We start from the raw sequence: 18,293 nt of genomic DNA on the forward strand, positions 1-18,293 counted from the left end.
TTAATTGGCGTTCTCTTTGGTGCACACGGGAGCAGTTGTGGTGGCCTCCGAGGAGGCGGGAGAAGTGGCCGTATCTGACGTAGCGGTTGCGCTCGGAGTGGTGGTGGCAGAATCAGTTGCAGCTGAAGACGTGGACGGAGATGCAGCTGCTGCTTCGTCCGCGAGCGTCTGATCCACGATTGAGACGTTTCCGTAATCATCAGTGGTGGCAGTGATGACGTGATCGTTTGCGATTGCGTTCCAGAGTATATCGGCGTCGGCAGCAACCGAAACTCGGTTTCCGGCGTATGCCCACGGCATCGTGATGAAGTGGACGCTGTCAAGGCTGATGTTGCGCAGTGAGGAGGCCAAGCCTGCCAGCGTTGTGATATCGCCTAGCCCCTTTGAGGTGGAAATCGACTGCGTTGCGGCATCGAGCACTGTATATAGGCTGGGCAGATCTGTGAACAGGTTGAGGTTCATGACCTCTTTGAGCATGGCTGTTACGAGTTCCTGTTGGCGGCCGATCCGGCTGATATCCGAACCATCGCCAATCTGCTTGCGGGCGCGGGCAAGTGCGAGGGCTTGTTCGCCGTCCAGGAGGCGGCAGCCTGCGGAAACATCGAGCCCGGCGTACGTATCGGTCAGATCCTCGTCGAAGTACATCGGAACGCCGCCTAGTGCATTCACGATCTCAGTGAAGGCATTGAAATCCACCACGATGTAGCCGTCGAGGCGAATACCAGTGAGTTGCTCCACTGTCTTCATGGCACAAGCAGCGGCCGAAGCTACTTGGCCTCCAGCACCGCCGGTTGCAAAAGCGGAGTTGAACATCGCGCTGGTTTGCGCTGCCGATTCGGAGGAGTCCGTGCCGTCTTCGTTGTTCCAGACTGTGCACGAAGGAATGTCCACCAGCGTATCGCGAGGGATGGAGACGACGTCGACCCTGCTTCTGTCCGCAGAAACGTGGAAGAGCATTGTGGTATCTGCGCGCATACCAGTGACATCGCCTGACGCGCCGCTGCCGTCAATATCAGAGCTTCCGGAACGAACGTCCGAACCGAGTACAAGAATACTGAGCGCCTGCCCGGCGTTTGGATCATCAGGATTCGTGGTTGCAGCTGACGGGCGGTCTGTGCCCAGAAGGTCATCCACGTTTGTCTGAGCAATGTTGCCCTGCAGATCCACATATGCGGTGGCTGCGGCTGAGCCAACTGCGAGGATAACGGCCATGAAGACAAGCAGAGCTGTGCGGCCCACGTGTCTCGTGGAGGCCGAAAGTTTCTGGTGCGCAGCTGCGCGGGCGATTTTGCTCACCCACACATGATAATGGTCGAGGCTGGAAGGATTCGATGCTGGTCGCGCGAGTCACAGGCTGGATACAAGAAGGTATAGTGCCCCAGTCCGCGTTGGGCCGTTAGTCCCTAGCGCCATAAGAATGAACTGTGGCGCAGGTTTACGAGCCTTTGGCGGCTCGCTTGGGGGCGTTTGTCACGGTGGCGGGCGTGATGTGTTCCTCTTGGCTGGCAAAGTGAATTCGCGGCGTAGCCGATACCCTTAACTGGTGGAAACAATATCTCTGCGGATTATCACGGTCGCCTTCAACCCTGGCGAAGAGCTGGCCAGATTTGCCGCAAGCTTGCCCGCAGCGGCATCGATGCCGTACGAATTCGTTGTGGTTGACAACGGCCACGATCCTCATGTGGTTGACGATGTGGCTGCCGCGAGTGGTGCGCAGGTCCTTCGCCCAGGCAAGAACCTTGGCTATGGCGCAGCGGCGAATCTGGGAGCCGAAGGCTTTGAGGGCCAGTGGATTCTGGTTGCCAACCCCGATCTAGAGTTTGCGCCAGCCGCGATTGATGCCATGCTGACCGGTGCGGAGGATTGGCCGCGAGGTGGCGCGTTTGGCCCGCTCATCATGACGCCTGAAGGTTTGGTGTATCCATCTGCGCGGCGTTTCCCAAGGCTTGTTTCCGGGGCTGGGCACGCGCTGCTTGCAGGTGTGTGGCCGGATAATCCGTTCACGCAGGCGTACCGTGCCAACGCGAACACTGATTTCCCTCACACTGTGGATTGGCTTTCCGGGGCGTGCCTTCTTCTGCGGACACGGGCCTTCCGGGAGGTCGGAGGTTTCGACGAATCCTATTTCATGTTCTTCGAGGATACGCAGTTGGGGGAGGACATGGAGGCCGCCGGTTGGCAGAGCGTTTTCCTTCCTCAAGGTACGGTGACCCACGAACAAGGCAGTTCGTGGAAGAGCCGCCCGGCGCCCATGCTGCGTACGCATCATCAGTCTGCGGCGCATTACTTGGACCGCATTTACTCGCAGCCCTACCAGGCTCCCTTGCGGTTGATGTTGCGCGCGGGCTTACGCCTGCGCGGCGAGTTGCTGATCCTGCGCGCTAGATTCTTCTAAGTTCCCTGCCAAGCCGCCAGTTCCCGCCATATCTATGGTAGGAATGGGAATCGTGAGGACGATGTGAATCGTGTGAATCCTGATTGGTGGCTGACATCCTATGTCCATTTGCGCAAAACCAAAATTCTTAACGGCCTTGGGAGGGGTGGCTCTTGCCGCCGCTTTCGCCACGGCATTCGGTCCGTTATCGCCGGTAGCGGCCGTAGAGGCCACGGGTACCGGCGGCGTCGTTATTCAGCTGACCGACTCTACAGGTGTGGAGACTGAGGCGGCTTCGGCCGGATTTGACACAAGCCGCACAACCTCTGATGGGGACGAGGCGGGCGCCGCGGAGGGTGCGGAGGACTTTGAAGTTCTCACTGCGCCGATTTCTGTGGAAGATCCGTTCTCTGTGGCGGGCGTCACATGGACGTCCGGTCAGGAGCTTCCAATTGGTTCCTCGGTTCAGATGCGCACGCTGGACGATGAGGTGTGGTCCGATTGGTTTGCGCTTGAGACGGAAGACGAACCGGGAACGCGAAGCGGAACAGAAATGAACGTTTCGGGCGGATCCACCGGGCTCCAAGTCCGTATAACCAAGGGCACGGGTGCCCTGCCAACAGATCTTCGGATCGACGTCTCCTATACCGCGGATGATGGCATCACCGCCAACGATGGTGAGGATCTGGCCGAGGTTCTTCCGACAGCTTCAAGCGTGACAGACGACGTCTCTAACACTGAAACCCAAGATCTACAAGAGAACCTAGCTAACACAGCCAGTTCTTTTGTTGCCGACGACGATTCGGCGTACGCACGTTCCGTCGTGGTCCAGACGGTCGCTTCCACAAGTGCCTCCAAGACGGCAATTGCGAAGGCCACTGCAACAGCGAACGTGCAGCCACGTTCGGCTTGGGGCGCCGATGAATCGATCATGACATGGAAGGTGACGTATGCGACTTTCCAAGGCGTAATTGTGCACCACACCGCTGGATCTAATACCTATACGCAGGCGCAGGTGAAGTCCACCATTCAGGGCATCTATCGATACCACGCCGTCACTAACGGTTGGGGAGACATCGGCTACAACGTGCTCATCGATCGCTTTGGTGGGCGATGGGAAGGCCGCTCTGGCACGCTTGCATCTGCTAATGACCAGATGGCAGTGGGAGCACATGCGGTTCCTCGCAATACTGGCACCATGGGTGTTTCTGTGATGGGAAACTACGCGATCGATGGCGTCACTCCCTCGAACACAGTGCTTACTTCGTTGGAGGATGTGATCGCGTGGAAGTTTGTGGTGGCGGCTGTAGATCCGCGTTCCACGAGTCCGCTCACGGTTCCACTGCCTTCCGAGAAGGTCATCAACTCTTCACTCACGCCAGGTTCCGCTCTGCCGCGTATCGTTGGGCACCGGGATGTCTCAAGTACTGCGTGCCCGGGTTCGATCTATAACAGCCTCAGCACGATACGAACGGCTGTTGCCACGAAATATGACGCTTTCATGGCGATAAGTGACACCCCGACGGCGTCGCCAACTACCACGGCTCCCACCACAGCCGCGCCTACCTCTGCTCCAAGCACGGCCGCCCCTAGCGCTGGCACGACCTTCTATCTAAACGATGCGTGGACTGGGCAAGCGAACACCACGTTTAGTTGGGGCGAGGCAACTGATGAGGTGTTGGTTGGTGATTGGGACGGCGATGACAAGGACACGATTGCTATCCGGCGTGGCACGCGATTTGCTTTTACTAATTCAACGACGCCAACAGGCGCACCCGAATTCACAATGGTTTACGGTCGAGCCGACGATGAGGTGCTAGTTGGTGATTGGGACGGCGATGGCAAGGACACCATAGCGGTGCGCCGTGACGCGTCCATCTATGTCCGAAACAGCTTAAGCACTGGCCAGGCGGAGAAGTCTTTCACCTTTGGTCGAGCAACTGACGCAGCCTTTGCTGGAGATTGGGATGGCGATGGCAAGGACACCGTTGCAGTTCGACGATCTGGGCGCTTCTACATTCTCAATGTGCTCGCCAGCGGTACTGCAGAACTGAACTTCGCTTATGGCAAGGACACTGACGCGGTCTTTGCGGGTCATTTCGGTAAGAACAGCAAGACCGATTCATTCGCTGTGCGGCGCGGCTCCACCTACTACGTAACCGAGAATCTTCAAGGCGGAACTGCAGATTGGTCGCTCATCTATGGCCGGGTTTCGGACGAGACTCTTGTCGGGGACTGGAATGGAGATGGCCTTGGCACTCTTGGTGTGCGACGCTAGCCCACTGTGAGTACATCTAGAGAGTTGTGTTTTTGAGAATGAAGCGGCTGGCAGAGAATGTCTCTGCCAGCCGCTTCATTGTCTATATTCCGTAGATGGGGCCTATTGGCCTTGCTTGGCGTACTTAGCCTCAACGGCCGTCTTCTGTGGACGCCACCACGCTTCGTTGTTCTTGTACCATTCCACTGTCTCGTGCAGACCAGAGGCAAAGTCCTTGAACTTGGGCTCCCAGCCGGTTTCCTCAACTAGCTTGGTGTTGTCGATTGCGTAGCGCTGATCGTGACCCGGGCGATCGTTGACGTGATCAAAATCGTCTGGTTCGCGGCCGAACTCTTGCAGAATCAGCTGTGTGACCTCAAGGTTGTTCTTTTCGCCATTCGCGCCGATCAAGTAGGTTTCGCCAATGCGACCCTTGTTGATGATCTCCCATACGGCCGTATTGTGGTCGAGCACGTGGATCCAGTCGCGCACCTGTTCACCGGTGCCGTACACGCGGGGGCGCACGCCATCAATCAGGTTTGTGATGGTGCGCGGGATGAACTTCTCGATGTGCTGATACGAACCGTAGTTGTTCGAGCAGTTAGAGATTGTGGCCGGAACGCCGAACGAACGGACCCAAGCGCGCACCAGAAGGTCCGAGGCGCCCTTCGAGGAGGAGTATGGCGAGGAGGGAATGTAGGGATCACCAGGTTGGAACCTGCGCGGTTCATCGATCTCCAGATCTCCATAGACCTCATCGGTGGAGATGTGGTGGTAGCGCGTGCCGTGGCGGCGCACAGCCTCCAGAAGTTGGAATGTTCCAACGATGTTGGTCTGGATGAAGGGAGAAGGATCATTCAGCGAGTTGTCGTTGTGCGATTCGGCAGCAAAGTTCACGACGACGTCGGCGTCCTTCACCAGCGGATCCACAGTGTCTGGGTCAGCGATGTCCCCAACAATTAGCTCGACGCGATCGAGCCCTTCAATCGAAGCAGGATTTCCTGCGTAGGTGAGCTTATCGAGCACAACTACTTCTGCATCCGGATGAGCCTCAACTGTTGAATGAACGAAATTGGCACCAATGAAGCCGGCACCTCCGGTTACGAGGACGCGCATGAATACCCTTTCTGCGGTGGTCGTTTTGTTTCAGAGTAGCTGAATGAGTGAACCCATGTGGCATGCAACAGGGGCGGTTCCTCAACAACCGCAACTGATCTCTGCCAACTCTGCATGCTTCTAGCCAGCTTCGTTAGATGTACTTCTTGAGGCGACTGACAACCTTGGTCCTGAGAACTGACAGACCACCAGTCTTCATGTAGTCCACTGCGAGCTTGACGTCTCTCTTTAGGTCAAACCCCGGATCAATGAAGCCGAGCATGCCCTCTGGTACATCCGTCGGTTCCATGAACTCAAGATCTGCCGCGCGTTGTGGCTCACGACAGAAGGAGAGCAACGGCTGCAGCGCGTTGTTCCATTCAAACTGTTCGGAGTACGAGTGAATCTGGGCTGTGCACGACTCTGCAAATGCGAGATCGTACAGCACCTTCTCCAACGCCGCAGCCAAGCCATTCACATCGCGCGGCTCCACTGAGATGCCGATTCCTTCGGAATCAAGGATGTTGCCAAATGAGTCGCCTCGAGTTGCGACGATCGGCAGACCAGCCCACAGATAGTCAAGGATGCGGGTTCTGAATGAGAACTGAGTCTCGATGTGTTCGAAGTGTGTGGAGACGCCAACATTGGCATCCAACAGGTAGTTCTGACGCTCGTTGTAAGGGACCCAGTCATGGTTGAAGAACACGTATTTGTTAGTGAGTCCCAACCGTTCGGAGAGATCAAGTGCTTGTTGAGCGACCTCCATGTCAGGTACACCCGGATTCGGATGCTTCATGCCAAGAAAGTACAGCCGGACATCCGGGTGCGAGTCCTTTAGAACACTAACTGCTTCGATCAAGCTCAGAGGATCGAACCAGTTGTAGACACCTCCACCCCAGATGATAACTTTGTCGTTCATTCCAATCCCCGGAACCTTGCCACGAATCGCGTGCTCAGTCTGTACAGGGGCAACCTCGTCAAGTCCGAATGGGCAAATTGCAATGAGATCGTTCGGAACTCGGCCGGTCCCCAGAATGTTGGCGTTGAGGCGCCCTTGAGCGGCCAGCTGTCCAAGCCAGAACTGGCGTTGTTTATCAGAGGCGCAGAGGAACTTGTCTGCGCGAGCGATCTGTCGATTGAGAACTCCGGTCACACCATCAATGGAGTTCTTGCGTCCCTTCGGTCCCTGATCGCGTGCCTGCTCCAACTGCTCAAGATGCATGGGATCATAAATGTCGGCCACCACGATCTTCTCAGATGACATGAGCCAAGGTGCGGACTCAAGCAAGAAACCTTGGAAGATAATGATGTCTGCCCAATCCGTCAAGGCACGAAGAGTGTGCTCATCTCCGGAAAAGATCTCAAAGGTCTCATTAGAGACGTCCTTGCTGACGCCCGCCGTTGAACAGAGACGCACCGCATGTTCCACAGCAAGCCGCTTGGACATCTCCCACGCGCGGATCGCGGGACCAGCCATCTTCGCCGCGATCGGTTCGCCAGTGACTACGAGAATCTTTGACTGACCAGCAAAAGCCTGATCAATGTGAAAGAGCTCCACAAGCTTCTCATGAAGGTCTAGATACTTGGGGAGTGGATATGCAGGCTCTATAGCGTTGCGCATCAGCGGGAGAATCTGGGCGTCATTCTTCTTACGTGTGGACTGGATCTGGTGCCGTGACTCGGCAAGGCTCGGCAAGATATCAACGAAGTAGCTAATGCCAAATGTTGCTGTGGCACCCGACTTTGGCATCTCTGTCGCATCCGGTGCGAACACGGTTCCTGAATCCGGAAAGGCCGCCTCCGCTTGAGAAGCCGAGCGTTCCACAGCGAGCGCCACAGCCGGACCGAAAACGGTTCGCAGGAGATCTGTTCCAAGGTTCTTGTAGAGACAGGCCAAAGCATTTCGCTCAAGCAGATACGTCTCGCGGAAGTTGCCAAACTTGTTCATCGTGACATGGTGGCGATGATACGCCACTGAAGTCGGTACGTAACGGACGGAGTAGCCCGCTAGATTGACCCTCCAACCGAAGTCGACATCCTCATAGAACATAAAGAATCGCTCATCGAAACCGCCTAACTCCTCATAGACGCGCCGTGGCACGAACATGGCAGCACCAGTCGGGAAGAGCACGTCCTTGGGAGTCTCCCACTGGCCGCGGTCCTCGCGTTCGGCTTCGCGCTTGTAACCCATTCCGAACCAAGTAAGGGACCCATCGACATAATCGATCTTGTTGCCGTCCCAGTCGAGGACCTTTGATGCTACGCAACCAATGGTCGGATCCGCTTCGAGTTCGGCAACAGCTGCAGAGATCCAGTTCGGATCAGGTCGTGCATCGTTGTTCAGGAATGCCACAACGCTTCCTGATGCGTGACTGACGCCGAAGTTACAACCGCCAGCGAACCCGAGATTTGCGCCAGATTCAACCACCACACAGTCTGGAAGTGCTTCCAGAAGATGCTCGAATGACCCATCTCCGGAGTCATTGTCCACAATGACGATCTCAAGATCATTAGCTGGCCAATTGGATTGCCGAAGGTACTCCGCTGCTGCAATGGAATCCTCTGCGCCTCGGAAGTTGACCAGAATCACTGAAACACGGGTCACTTTGAGACAACTCCTTTAATGAGTTTGATTGACTTTGATGGTACAGCCGAGAGGCGTTGAAGATGCGACCTTATCCCACCTGACATTTCGGAGTATGGAGACGTCTCGTACTCTGCTGTGTTTGTCACTCGCTCGAAAGGATGGATTGGATTGGCAATCGTCTCGAGAGCTGCGTCCATACCGTTCTCAACTCTGATCAGGGAGTTGAGAGATGGGTCCTCATCATAGGTGTATTGGTTCAACCGTAGCTCGGAGGCGAGCACTCCCAACAGGAAATCCCTCTGTTGCTGAGAAGAAGCAATGATTCGATCAGCCCCAGCCACAGTCTCCGTGAGCTGTTGACTCTGGGTGTTCTGGAAGTTGCGTCCCGACTCATGGTTTACCCATCCAGTGGTAAAGGAGCCTTCGAGTTCCGCCGTAGTGAAGTCCACTACCACAACTTGGCTTGAGGTGGCCGCCCAAGGTGCGGACCGCAGTGGCAAGCCAATCAGGTACGTCACGCATGCGGACTCTGACATCGACCTCACGCTGTGAGGACTCGCATACCATTGGCCATTGCGCCATTCCTGAATCGCTTGTGTCACCGGATCCCACCAGAAACATGATTCACTCAGACCATCGACCACTTGCTGTAGACGCGTTCGTGCCGCTTCATCGGTGCTGGCGCAGGCAAACGCAAGCTGTGGAGCATTCGTCTCGCGAAGTTCGGCGAAAGCATCCTCAAGGACTCGACGTTTGGGATCTGCAATCCCCGTACTGCCCCATACTTCATTCACGAACTCGGCTAGGTGCGGCAGCCGTTTGTCAGGAATGCGACGGGCGCTGGACGTCACAGCCTTAGAAAGCAGAAGTGACGGAAGCTGTGCGCCCCACTCCCGCACGGTGTGAGATCCGTCGAAAGCTCCACGGGCGTATGTGAATGAGTTGACATCGTCGTTGCCCGGTGAACGCTGGAGATCGAGAATGGACGTGTTGGTGTTCGTTGCCCAGAGCGAATGAGCAACCACGCCTGTAAGCATGGGAGCCAAGTAGATACCTTGCAGTTGGGACGTGAGGTTCTTCGTCATGACGGCAAGATACTCATTGAACGGTATCGAGGGTACGCCGATAACAGCCGGAACTCCCACGGAACGGCCAGGAGTGCCACGCCCCGTGAGCCGGAGCTGAAGGTCAAGCGCAAGTGCGTAGATCCCAAGAGTGCTATCGAGACCGCCAGAAAGGTGAACCGCATGCGCGTCAAACGAGTAAAGGCCAGCGGCTGTCGCCAAGACGGGTACCTGCTCCGAGCCTGGGACAAACGCGGTGTTGGATGAGTACAGCTGGTCTGCCGAGACCTGAGAAACAAGGGAAGCGACTTCATTGGGTCCAACCGCTGACGGGTCAGTCCAGACGACGACTAATCCACTGGGGTCTGGTAGGCCGAGATCCACTGCGGATGCTGAGTCGTCCCGAGAGTGGCGGATCGTGGCATCAGGACCAAGTTCGCGTTTTAGATCGGGCGTGACCTTGTAGTTCGGAGGGACGACCAAGAAGATTCGCATGACAACCTCGATACGGATTCGTGTAGCTAAGCCATGATACATGACCGAAAAATGTGGCCGCTGTCGCCCCAATGCATCACCCGAGGCGAAATAACACGACCATATGCCGCCAATCCGCAAATGCACTGTCGGGGGTCTTCGAAACGTACAGGCGGCACGATGCTAGTATCACATCGTCTCATTGAAGGATGTTACGGGAGCAGGAATGTCACAACCGGATGAATACGATCCGATGCAGGAGGTTGCCCAGCGCCGCATCGATTCGCTCGGACAACAGGAGCTTCGCATCGTCGCACCTGATACGTCCTTCTTCGGAGGTGCGCGTGGCTCATTGCTGGACCTATGGAACCATCGTGAGCTGTGGTGGCTACTGACAAAACGTGAGCTGAAGGCGCGCTACAAGGATTCCGTGCTTGGGTTTCTGTGGACTTTGGTTCGTCCGCTCGTCAACTTGCTGATCTATTACTACGCAATTGGTGAAATCCTTGGCGCTTCACGTTCGATCGATAACTTTGCGGTATACGTCTTCGCCGGCTTGACGGCTTGGGGCTTGTTCAGCCAGGTTGTGGCGAGTTCCACAGGCTCAATTGTTGGTAACTCGGGAATCGTAAAGAAGGTATACCTTCCACGCGAGATCTTTCCGCTATCCGCCACTGGAGCTGCTTGCGTCGACTTCCTCGCACAGCTGGCCATTCTGGTCGTTGGAACTGCACTGATCATCCGTGACGTGGACTGGTTGAGTCTTGTGATGTACGGCCCGCTTTCACTGCTTGTTCTCTTGACATGGGGTGTCGCATTCGGTGTTGTTCTCGCTGCCGCCAACGTCTATCTTCGCGACGTCCAGTACCTGGTTGAGGTCGCAATGATGGTGGGGTTCTGGCTCACTCCTTCCGTGTACTCATTCGAGATGGTGATCAACGAAGCCCCTGCATGGATGCTTGACATCTATCTGGCAAATCCCACCACACTTGCTGTCTTGGGCTTCCAGAAAGCATTTTGGGCCGTAGGAAGCGAATCGATCATTTGGCCCTCGCACCTGTTCACCCGTCTGACGATAATGTTGGCGATTGGATGCGTGCTCGTGTTTGTTGCACAGCGAGTCTTCTCGCGGATGCAGCGCAACTTTGCTCAGGAGCTCTAATTGGCACATCCAGATGTCATCCAGATCAATGATGTTTCCAAGAAGTTCATCGTTCACAAGGACAAGTCACTCAAGGAACGAATCGTCAATGCTGGTCGCTCGCGCGCACACGCCGAAGAGTATTGGGCGTTGAGCGATATTAAGTTCTCTATTGCCGCGGGTGAGTCGATCGGACTGGCCGGAGCGAATGGCTCTGGCAAGTCGACGCTTCTCAAGATCATAGGTGGAATTCTCACACCTGACTCCGGCGATGTGAGGGTACGCGGGAGAATAGCCGCGCTTCTCGAACTGGGTGCTGGATTTCATCCAGATCTCACAGGGAGAGAGAATATCTACCTAAATGCGTCAATCTTGGGATTGTCTGATGAAGAGATCTCGGCTCGGATGGACTCAATCGTAGACTTCTCAGGGATTCGGGACTTCATTGACACCCAAGTGAAGTTCTATTCGTCGGGTATGTATGTGCGTCTGGCGTTCTCTGTCGCGGTCCATTCCGATCCAGACATCTTGCTTGTAGACGAGGTTCTTGCCGTGGGCGATGAACCCTTCCAACGCAAGTGCATGGAGAAGATTCGTGAGTTTCAATCCGAAGGACGATCAATCATCCTCGTGTCGCATTCAGCCGAGCAAATCATTGACGTCTGTGATCGTGCTGTTGTGCTTGACCACGGCAGAATTATCGCCATGGGCGATGCTCGCGATGCCATGAGCCGCTTGCACCAGAAGTATGAGGATGACATCCTCCAAGACATGGAAGCTGCTGACGCGGCCTCACAGTATCGACCGCACCGAGATCAAAGACTGTGCAACATTACGAACATTTCGGTCATTGAGGGCCTCATCGAACAGCCCGACGGGCTGCGAGTGCTCATCTCGGGTGACTCGATCGTCGTCGGAGTTGACGTCGAGGTCTCACAGCCGTTGCAAAACTACGGGATTGTCTTGGGCATTGACACCATCAAAGACGAACCTGTGTTCGGCATGAACAGCCAACGGCTCCAACTCAAACTTCCGAACATTTACGGAAGGGCCCGTATCGAAGTCACGTTGCCCAAACTTGCACTCGGAGAAGGTGACTACGCTTTCAACGCCTCGATCGTAAATGCTGCAGGTATCGAGATGGACCGCCGGCAGCATGCTGCGCTGATGACGGTGAGATCCGATGGTATGACAACGGGCTTCATTAAGACTTTCCCAGAGGTCGCTGTGACGCTAGGCGAAACATTCTTAGATGAGGGTTGAGTAGTGGAAGACGGAACCCAACGTGATGAATCAGGCAGTCGCTCAGTGATGGGCGATCTGCTGGCCGAATACGATTCAACAAGCGCACCGGTGTTTCCGGAGGTCTTGACTGACCATGATTCTGATACTAGGGAACCACCCAACCTGCTGGTAAGGATTCCTCGTTTCCAGATTAGCTTTCGTACCGCTGGATCCTGGCTCAACATCTTGGGCTGGCTGGCGTTGCTGGCATTTGTCATCATGACGATTGGTCCAGGGCTTATTGGAACGAAGGTGTTCCTCGGTACCGATCTGCTGACGGAGTTTGCTCCGTGGTCATCGTTGAGCTCGGCAGACTCCATCACGAACCGCGGAGTTGGCGACACGATCGATTCTGTCGCTCCGACTTCAATCTTGATATCCGACGCTGCTTCAACGGGGAACTTCGCGTTGTGGGATCCATACAACGCAGGTGGAACAGAAGCGCTCGCAACCACAAATACCGGAATGCTCTCGCCTCTTTCGTGGCCCTGGTGGGTGCTTTCCCATGAACTTGCGCCGGCGTGGGTGAAGCTTTCAGAGATCGCGGCTGTGGCACTCGGAATGGCGCTGCTATTGCGCGGACGCTGGAGACTCCCATCTTTCACTGTGCCTCTCGCAACTCTCATTTTTGTGTCAAGTGGTTTCATGATTTCGTGGACAAATTGGCCACAGACACGCGTTGCCGCGTTCATTCCGCTCATCTTCTGGGCTACCGATCGCTTGGCTGTGGAAAAACGATGGATAAACGCTGTGCCAATGGGCGTTTTGGTGGCTTGCATGATCTTCGGCGGGTTCCCCGCAGTCACTGTCTATACGATCTATGCGGCCGTTGGTTTCTTCTTCTGCCGCTCTATCGCGCAACACCGCCAAGCAAGGCCCGTCTTTATGGCATTGCTGCGTTCGGGAATTGGAGTAATGCTGGGCCTGGCACTCTCAGCGGTGCAGTTACTTCCCTTTGTGTGGCAGTCAACTCATAATGTCAACTTCGAGGCACGAAGCTATGGCGAAGCATTCCCAACATCCTTGCTCAGCACCACGGTTGTGCCAACTATGCTCGGCCTTCCGGACCTGAGCGGCTACATTTGGCCACTGCACTTCATAGAGGGTTTCTCCTATGTAGGTGTAACCTCTGTGATTCTTATAGTTGCCGCAATGCTCGTGCGGCCGAAACGAGAGCATCTTCCGGGCGTCCTTCCATTCTTTGCGGTAGCACTCGTTTTTGTCGGTACAGCCGTGTATTCGGCGGGCTTGGCAAACGACATTCTGACGTTGCTGCCCGCGATTTCAACTAGTCCTATTGGGCGAATTCGCTCCGTCTTAGGCTTCTTTGTGGCAGTCTTGGCGGCCCTAGGTGCGACGGCGCTGTATGAGCCGGTTGGCCTGCGCGCACAGCTAGCGCAAATTCGCAATCGGCCTCTGACGCGCGTGCCATACGCACTCATTTATGTCGCGCTCGCTGGCGTTGTTCTTCTGGTTACTTGCCGCGAGGTCGTCACCATATACATGTCTGGTGATGTCTATGCGGCGGGCAATTTGTCGATCGTTCGGCGAGACATTGCGATTGGAATCGGAATCGCAATGCTTGTTGGAACCGCTACGTTGTTGGTGTGGTTCACCGTTCGGCGCTGGCTTTCCGTCATTGTCTCTGCGGCGGCGATTGTCACAACATTGGTTCCAGCGATTCTGATTGCGCACACGTGGTGGCCGTTGAGTGACCTAGACTCTTTCTATCCGGAGACCCCGGCCTACGATTTCCTCGAACAGAACTTGGGACAAGACAGGTTCGTGACAGTCGGGCGTACGATGTCGCCGGCTACGTCGTCGGCATACCAACTACGTGCGCTTTCCGGCCATACTTTTGCTTCTCCCGAGTGGCGTGAGCTCACGGAGACTGCCGTTCCAGGTTTCTACGCAACCCAAACGTATTCGAGCTTACCGGGAGATAGCTGGCAAGAAGCAATCGAGAACCCTATCCTGGATCGGCTTGGCGTGAAGTACATCGTCGTATCACCCTCAGAAACCATTCCGGGCGATGTCGATGACTTCGCTTCTGCAACAGGTGAGACTGAATTATCTGAGAATTCTGGGACGCTCAAAACGGCTGTCTTCTCAGGCCCGCTCCGCGGTGTTCAGCTCAGCGTTCTTCAGCAGATTGGATTGCCAGACGACTCAGCCACTCTGGAACTCAACGTGGTTTCAGAAAGTGGGCAGGTTCTTGCCACAACCTCGCAGACCATTGGCGGGATAGGTGCTGATCAGAGTCTCGCCGTTCAGGGCGAAGGTATTCCAGAGTCCACGACGTGGCACGTTGAACTGACGTTCTCTGACTCCAATGCCCGAGTTATTCTTGCAACTGGTAGTGACGGCACTGTTTCGGTGGCTCCGGTTCGTCCTGTTGATGACGGCCTTGAACTTGTTCATACCGGTGACGCAACGATCTTTGAGCGCACAACCGCTCTGGAGCGAGTCCGCTGGGCGTCGTCCGAAGAGGTCGTCGCGGATTCCCAAGAGAATCTTGAAGCACTCTACGGCTCTGGTGACCTTGATGACACGGTGATTCTCGAGCACGAGGAAGATGCAAAGGCTGTGGACGGCACGTCGACGGCCGTGGTCACATCTGAGGATGTCGACACGGATAACATCGAGATCCACGTGGAATCAACCGGTGCAGGCTGGGTTGCTATTGCGGATGCTATGAGGGATCGCGGGTGGTCTGCAACGCTGGATGGCGAGTCAGTGAATCTTGTCGATGCTGATCACGCGACCGTTGCGGTCTATGTCGATTCGGCGGGTGAGCATACGATCAGCTTGTCCTACTCACCGCCCTATTTCAGTATTGGACTTGCGGTCACATGTACTGCCGGGGTGCTCAGTATAGTTGCTGTGACGGTCGTAAGGATCCAGAGGGTGCGTCGGCGCCGGGACAGTAGTTTGCATTCCGGAGAGTGACATGGGCCGATTTGTGAGCAGCGGCAAACTGTACTCGCGATCCTATGTGGTTCAGCAGAGTGCAGAGGAGTCTTTCCGGTTGATCAGAAAGCTCGTCGACTCTGCAGCGTATCTCAAGCAAAACGGCGAGGTGGAAGGCCGATTGATTGCTGCAACGGGAGTTGCGAACATCCTCGGTTCGGGTGAAAGTGTTCGGTTCACCATCGAGCAGAGTGCCTCTGGGGCGCGCGTCAACATTGATGTGCGGGCACGATTTCGGGGACAGGTGCTGCAAGGTTTGGGCTGCGAACTGCTGATCCGGCGGGTTGCCCGAGACATAGGGCGTGCCCTGACACGAGCTTAACCAAAGGCAGCTTTGCGGGTTTTCAGTTCTTGAGCTTTCCCATTCGGCCGCGGATGCCGTCGGCCAAGCCACGAGCCAGCATTCGCCTGCGTTCAGGCAGACGATCCACTAGTACCGAGTTGAAAACGATGTACTTTGCGGCCCAGTAGGCGTACCGAATTCGCCACGGCACGGGCATAAGGTCACGCTTGATGAGCGAGATCGTGTTGCGCAGGATGTAGTAGTTCCGGAAAGGCGCGTGCACATGGATCGGCTGCGGGCGGTTAGGGAGCTGCACTACTTCGTCTCCCAACGAATGATGCAGGCCGATTGACGGCACACACACTAGGCGGTGGCCCAGCTGGCGGGCCCGCAAGCCCCACTCCAGATCCACATGGTCGATGAACATCGCGCCGTTCATCGGACCGATCACCTTGAGTGCCTCGAGTCGGATGAGGCAGCCCGAGGCGATGAGGAACGCCACATCCAACCGTTCCTGCTCAAGTTCTTCGGGGTGGGCCCGCTTGGGCCCCCACGTGCGGGCGCAGTAAACGAGTTGGTCGCCACCCTCACGGTCCTCTGCGGGCAACGGACCGGTGGCCGCGATGAGCGGATCTTCTTCGATCGCATGCACAAGTCCCTCAACCATGCCAGGTGAGGGGAGCGAGTCGTCGTCGGAGAGAAGTACGAAGTCCGCACCAAGCGAGTCGGCTACCTCGATCCCGATGTTCTGCGCCGCGGCAATCCCCACATTCTCATCAAGTGGCACGAAGTGTGCCCCGGCCGCGTGGCACGTGGCACTGAGCTGCTGGGCCGTCTCAGGGCCAGAACCGTTGTCAACTACGACGACGTCGTCGCATTGACGGGCGAGTTCGCTCACCAGCTCGGCACAATCACCGTCCGGACGGAATGTGACGACTACCGCGACGACGCTCATCAGAGAGTTGCGATGAACTGCTGGCAGGCTTCCCACGATGGCAGAAGCCCAGATTCCTTAGCTTCGGAAAGTCCCGGGGCGTCCGTGTCCTTCGGGGAAAGCAGGAGTTCGAGCGGGTTTCCGTCACGATCAACTGTGGGGTAATCGATGGCCACTTCGGGGCACAGCGGGTTGATGCCATGTTCGCGGCCCGGTGCGTATTCGGCGGAGCACATGTACACCACGGTCGAATTGTCTGCGAGCGCCACGAACACGTGGCCCAAGCCTTCAGACAGATAGATTGCGCGGCGGTCGACGTCGTCCAAAAGAACCGAATCCCACTGACCAAAAGTGGGGGAGCCAACACGGATATCTACTGCAAAATCGAGCACCGCTCCTGAGGGGCACATCACGTACTTGGCCTGCGAGGGCGGGACATCTGCAAAGTGGATGCCGCGCACGGTGCCAGCTTTGGAGACGGAGGTATTACCCTGGCGGAGTTCGAGCTTGTGACCTATGACCTTCTCAAACTCAGACGACTTGTATACCTCAGCGAACAATCCGCGTTCATCGGGGAACTGCCTTGGTGTGAATTCCCAAGCTCCCGCAACTTTCAACTCGCGGATTTCCATGGGTGCTCCTTTGTGGTACGTGACAAATGATGTTGCGTCTGCCAACAGCATCAGGCCGAACTGGCATACCATGACAGTCTATCGCCAGTCCTACGCGCGCAATGTGCCATGAGACGTGCCACGTTCAGCAAGCTCCTAAGATGGTAACGGTAGAATCTCGATGCACGTTCCTGCCCGGCGCACCTAATGGGAGAATCAATGAAGGTCTTTGTCCAGATTCCGTGTCTCAACGAGGAGAAGACTCTACCTCTGGTGATTTCGACCATCCCTCGTGAGATTCCGGGCGTGGACTCAGTCGAGATCTTGGTGATCGACGACGGCTCAACCGACAGGACCATCGAGGTTGCAGAATCGTTGGGCGTGCATCATTTCGTTCGCCACTCGGGCAATCAAGGTTTGGCTCGTTCGTTCCGCGATGGCGTGGACTACGCGTTAGCTCACGGTGCTGACATCGTGGTCAACACGGACGGCGACAATCAGTACCCGCAAGCGGAGATCACCGAGCTGGTTCAGCCGATCATTCGGGATGAGGCAGACATCGTTATTGCTGACCGTCAGACCTCAAAGATTTCGGAGTTTTCCCCTTTCAAGAAGCTCATGCAGAATGTGGGCTCAGGCGTGGTCAACATCGCCGCTGGCACTCATCTTCCGGACGCAGCATCCGGTTTTCGTGCATATTCAAAGTCTGCGCTCTACAGGCTAAACGTGGTTACCCAGTTCTCTTACTGCATGGAGACGATCATCCAGGCTGGAAATAAGCAGCTGCGGATCGCCTCGCACGCCATCACCACAAACCCCAAGACTCGCGAATCACGCCTTTTCAAGAACATCTTCCAGCACATGTTCAAGTCAGGCCTTGCGATCGTGCGCTCATTCCTGATGTTCAAGCCGCATGTCCCATTGGGCTGGCTTGCGTTTATCACTGGCGTGCTGGGCGCGGTTCCGTTTGTTCGCTTCCTCATCTACTTGATTCAAGGAGAGAGCGGAGGGCACATCCAGTCGCTCATTTTTGGTTCGGCGATGCTTGTGGCGAGCCTCCTCAGCCTTGCGATTCTGGTGATTGCAGATCTCCAACGCACCAACCGAGTGCTGGTGGAGGAGAGCTTGGAGAGAATCAAAGAGCTTCAGTACGGTCCTGCCAAGCCACAAGCCGGCTCTGCTCCAGTTGACGAATCCGCCGCCAGCGCTGAATAGCCGG

At 56.0% G+C, this 18,293-nt stretch carries 13 protein-coding genes; 7 read left to right on the forward strand and 6 right to left on the reverse strand.

Features of this window, described 5'->3' with window-relative positions; all coding sequences use genetic code 11:
- Positions 1-1,296 (reverse strand): LCP family protein, encoded by a 1,296-nt coding sequence (locus H2O17_RS02615; protein ID WP_182050204.1) that lies wholly within the window; start codon positions 1,294-1,296, stop codon positions 1-3.
- Between the two features lie 247 nt (positions 1,297-1,543).
- Here H2O17_RS02615 and H2O17_RS02620 point away from each other — a divergent pair, with 247 nt between their 5' ends.
- On the forward strand, positions 1,544-2,395 hold the full coding sequence (locus H2O17_RS02620) for a glycosyltransferase family 2 protein (protein WP_343037865.1): 852 nt from the start codon (positions 1,544-1,546) through the stop codon (positions 2,393-2,395).
- Positions 2,396-2,540: 145 nt separating this feature from the next.
- Positions 2,541-4,652, forward strand: coding sequence for an N-acetylmuramoyl-L-alanine amidase (locus tag H2O17_RS02625; protein ID WP_182050205.1), 2,112 nt, complete (start codon positions 2,541-2,543; stop codon positions 4,650-4,652).
- 102 nt (positions 4,653-4,754) lie between these two features.
- Here H2O17_RS02625 and rfbB read toward each other — a convergent pair whose 3' ends face one another.
- The 3 genes from rfbB to H2O17_RS02640 form a co-directional block, all read right to left on the reverse strand.
- A complete protein-coding gene (gene rfbB, locus H2O17_RS02630) occupies positions 4,755-5,747 on the reverse strand; it encodes a dTDP-glucose 4,6-dehydratase (protein WP_182050206.1) in 993 nt (330 codons plus the stop codon).
- Between the two features lie 133 nt (positions 5,748-5,880).
- The gene (locus H2O17_RS02635) at positions 5,881-8,331 is read right to left on the reverse strand and encodes a glycosyltransferase (RefSeq protein ID WP_182050207.1); all 2,451 of its coding nucleotides are present in this window, start codon (positions 8,329-8,331) and stop codon (positions 5,881-5,883) included.
- Complete coding sequence (locus tag H2O17_RS02640; RefSeq protein ID WP_182050208.1) at positions 8,328-9,914, reverse strand: hypothetical protein; 1,587 nt, start codon at positions 9,912-9,914, stop codon at positions 8,328-8,330. The genes H2O17_RS02635 and H2O17_RS02640 overlap by 4 nt, the downstream gene beginning before the upstream one ends.
- A 163-nt stretch (positions 9,915-10,077) precedes the next feature.
- Between H2O17_RS02640 and H2O17_RS02645 the strand changes: the two genes are divergently transcribed.
- The 4 genes from H2O17_RS02645 to H2O17_RS02660 are packed head-to-tail and all read left to right on the forward strand — an operon-like array spanning position 10,078 to position 15,568.
- Complete coding sequence (locus H2O17_RS02645; RefSeq protein ID WP_182050209.1) at positions 10,078-11,013, forward strand: ABC transporter permease; 936 nt, start codon at positions 10,078-10,080, stop codon at positions 11,011-11,013.
- Positions 11,014-12,255, forward strand: coding sequence for an ABC transporter ATP-binding protein (locus tag H2O17_RS02650; RefSeq protein ID WP_182050210.1), 1,242 nt, complete (start codon positions 11,014-11,016; stop codon positions 12,253-12,255).
- Positions 12,256-12,258: 3 nt separating this feature from the next.
- On the forward strand, positions 12,259-15,225 hold the full coding sequence (locus H2O17_RS02655) for a YfhO family protein (RefSeq protein WP_182050211.1): 2,967 nt from the start codon (positions 12,259-12,261) through the stop codon (positions 15,223-15,225).
- Position 15,226: 1 nt separating this feature from the next.
- Entirely contained in the window at positions 15,227-15,568 is a 342-nt protein-coding gene (locus H2O17_RS02660; protein WP_182050212.1) for a hypothetical protein, read from the forward strand.
- A gap of 22 nt (positions 15,569-15,590) precedes the next feature.
- Here H2O17_RS02660 and H2O17_RS02665 read toward each other — a convergent pair whose 3' ends face one another.
- Complete coding sequence (locus H2O17_RS02665; RefSeq protein ID WP_182050213.1) at positions 15,591-16,484, reverse strand: glycosyltransferase family 2 protein; 894 nt, start codon at positions 16,482-16,484, stop codon at positions 15,591-15,593.
- Positions 16,484-17,095: a dTDP-4-dehydrorhamnose 3,5-epimerase family protein gene (locus tag H2O17_RS02670; RefSeq protein ID WP_182050214.1), complete on the reverse strand. Its 612-nt coding sequence runs from the start codon at positions 17,093-17,095 to the stop codon at positions 16,484-16,486. Before H2O17_RS02670 ends, H2O17_RS02665 begins: the two co-directional genes overlap by 1 nt.
- Positions 17,096-17,293: 198 nt before the next feature.
- Here H2O17_RS02670 and H2O17_RS02675 point away from each other — a divergent pair, with 198 nt between their 5' ends.
- A complete protein-coding gene (locus H2O17_RS02675; protein ID WP_182050215.1) occupies positions 17,294-18,289 on the forward strand; it encodes a glycosyltransferase family 2 protein in 996 nt (331 codons plus the stop codon).
- Positions 18,290-18,293 lie beyond the last annotated feature (4 nt).

This window comes from Changpingibacter yushuensis (genome assembly GCF_014041995.1).
Classification (GTDB): domain Bacteria; phylum Actinomycetota; class Actinomycetes; order Actinomycetales; family Actinomycetaceae; genus Changpingibacter; species Changpingibacter yushuensis.